The 2,674-nt window shown below is 50.1% G+C and carries 4 protein-coding genes; 1 reads left to right on the top strand and 3 read right to left on the bottom strand.

Annotation, left to right across the window (positions count from 1 at the left end; genetic code table 11):
• Positions 1-418 (top strand): transposase (locus tag ACFQH9_RS31975; protein WP_379572195.1); only part of this gene is annotated, 418 nt, incomplete at its 5' end.
• Between the two features lie 41 nt (positions 419-459).
• Here the strand turns inward: ACFQH9_RS31975 and ACFQH9_RS31970 are convergent.
• From ACFQH9_RS31970 to ACFQH9_RS31960, 3 genes are all read right to left on the bottom strand, one after another.
• Positions 460-1,383, bottom strand: a complete 924-nt coding sequence (locus ACFQH9_RS31970) for an IS5-like element IS903B family transposase (RefSeq protein ID WP_012579081.1) — start codon at positions 1,381-1,383, stop codon at positions 460-462.
• A gap of 79 nt (positions 1,384-1,462) precedes the next feature.
• Positions 1,463-2,338 (bottom strand): extended-spectrum class A beta-lactamase CTX-M-14, encoded by an 876-nt coding sequence (locus ACFQH9_RS31965; protein WP_001617865.1) that lies wholly within the window; start codon positions 2,336-2,338, stop codon positions 1,463-1,465.
• Between the two features lie 146 nt (positions 2,339-2,484).
• Positions 2,485-2,674: hypothetical protein (locus ACFQH9_RS31960; RefSeq protein WP_379572191.1), on the bottom strand; the 190-nt coding region annotated here is incomplete at its 5' end.

Here is a 2,674-nt window from a genome sequence, read left to right as displayed (position 1 = left end):
AAGATTTGTCGTATCTCGCGTACTGAAACCAGAAAAAGAAAGAGCACAATTATCACTTTTAGAAGGTTCCGAATACGACTACTTTTTCTTTGTAACAAATACTACCTTGCTTTCTGAAAAAGTAGTTATATACTATGAAAAGCGTGGTAATGCTGAAAACTATATCAAAGAAGCCAAATACGACATGGCGGTGGGTCATCTCTTGCTAAAGTCATTTTGGGCGAATGAAGCCGTGTTTCAAATGATGATGCTTTCATATAACCTATTTTTGTTGTTCAAGTTTGATTCCTTGGACTCTTCAGAATACAGACAGCAAATAAAGACCTTTCGTTTGAAGTATGTATTTCTTGCAGCAAAAATAATCAAAACCGCAAGATATGTAATCATGAAGTTGTCGGAAAACGGCTTTGTTGAATAAATCAGATTTCGGGTAAGTCTCCCCCGTAGCGGGTTGTGTTTTCAGGCAATACGCACGCTTTCAGGCATACCTGCTTTCGTCATTTTGTTCAGCGCTCGTACCAGGGCCATAGCCTCCGCAACCTGACCATCGTAGTCACGCAGCGTCAGTGAACCCCCGAACAGCTGTTTTACCCGGTACATCGCCGTTTCCGCTATCGAGCGACGGTTGTAATCTGTTGTCCATTTCCACCGCGCATTACTCCCGGTCATTCGCTGATTAGCCACTGCACGGTTACGGTCTGCATATTCACCGGGCCAGTAACCCGCACCTTTTCGGGGCGGGATAAGCGCGCTGATTTTCTTACGCCGCAGTTCATCGTGACAGAGCCGGGTATCGTAAGCTCCATCGGCGGCGGCTGACCTGATTTTCCGGTGGGTTTGCCGGATTAACCCGGGGAAGGCCTCTGAGTCCGTAACGTTGTTCAGCGACAGGTCAGCGCAGATGATTTCATGTGTTTTACTGTCAACTGCCAGATGCAGCTTACGCCATATACGACGGCGTTCCTGGCCATGCTTTTTGACTTTCCACTCGCCTTCACCGAAGACCTTCAGCCCGGTGGAATCAATTACCAGGTGTGCGATTTCACCCCGGGTGGGCGTTTTGAAACTGATATTAACCGACTTTGCCCGCCTGCTGACACAGCTGTAATCCGGGCAGCGTAGCGGAACGTTCATCAGAGAAAAAATGGAATCAATAAAGCCCTGCGCAGCGCGCAGGGTCAGCCTGAATACGCGTTTAATGACCAGCACAGTCGTGATGGCAAGGTCAGAATAGCGCTGAGGTCTGCCTCGTGAAGAAGGTGTTGCTGACTCATACCAGGCCTGAATAGCTTCATCATCCAGCCAGAAAGTTATGGAGCCACGGTTGATGAGGGCTTTATTGTAGGTGGGCCAGTTGGTGATTTTGAACTTTTGCTTTGCCACGGAACGGTCTGCGTTGTCGGGAAGATACGTGATCTGATCCTTCAACTCAGCAAAAGTTCGATTTATTCAACAAAACCAGTTACAGCCCTTCGGCGATGATTCTCGCCGCTGAAGCCAGCACATCGCGGCGGCTCTCTGCGTTCTGTTGCGGCTGGGTAAAATAGGTCACCAGAACCAGCGGCGCACGACCCTGCGGCCAGATCACCGCAATATCATTGGTGGTGCCGTAGTCGCCGCTGCCGGTCTTATCACCCACAGTCCACGACGTCGGTAAGCCGGCCCGAATGCTGGCTGCGCCGGTCGTATTGCCTTTGAGCCACGTCACCAACTGCGCCCGCTGGGTTTCGCCCAGCGCATGACCCAGCGTAAGCTGACGCAACGTCTGCGCCATCGCCCGCGGCGTGGTGGTGTCTCTCGGGTCGCCGGGAATGGCGGTATTCAGCGTAGGTTCAGTGCGATCCAGACGAAACGTCTCATCGCCGATCGCGCGGGCAAAAGCCGTCACGCCTCCCGGGCCACCGAGCTGGGCAATCAATTTGTTCATGGCGGTATTGTCGCTGTACTGCAACGCGGCCGCGCTCAGTTCTGCCAGCGTCATTGTGCCGTTGACGTGTTTTTCGGCAATCGGATTGTAGTTAACCAGATCGGCAGGCTTGATCTCGACAGGCTGATTAAGCAGCTGCTTTTGCGTTTCACTCTGCTTAAGCACCGCCGCGGCCGCCATAACTTTACTGGTACTGCACATTGGAAAGCGTTCATCACCGCGATAAAGCACCTGCGTATTATCTGCGGTATCGATGAGCGCGACGCCCAGCCGCCCTCCGCTGCTTTTCTCCAGCGCCGCCAGCTTTTGCTGCACCGCACTCGTCTGCGCATAAAGCGGCGCGCTGCCCAGCAGCAGCGGAATGCACGCCGCCGCCGCGAACATCATCCGTTGCACTCTCTTTGTCACCATCTCAAACTCCCAATACGGTCAATCCGTGTTACATCAGTATTCCCTAAATTCCACGTGTGTTTTTTATTAGCTTCAAAAATCACTATTTCACGAAGAATTTAGACTGCTTCTCACACATTGTAACATTATTTACAACCACCTTTCAATCATTTTTGATAAATCATTGATTTCATCTTTGCTGCAATGATACTTAATAAACTCTGCAAGTTATCCACAGAGCAACACTCAATTTTATTGATGATATTCTTATTATACCAGACATTTTTCATACACTCCCTTGTACGGATAGTTTTCCGAGGTTTTGTTGAATAAATCGAACTTTTGCTGAGTTGAAGG

Origin of the sequence: Pseudonocardia lutea (genome assembly GCF_042658055.1) — a bacterium.
Taxonomy (GTDB): Bacteria; Actinomycetota; Actinomycetes; order Mycobacteriales; family Pseudonocardiaceae; genus Pseudonocardia; species Pseudonocardia lutea.
The sequence above is the reverse complement of the archived record's forward strand: the minus strand, read 5'-3'. Positions and strand labels throughout refer to the sequence as shown.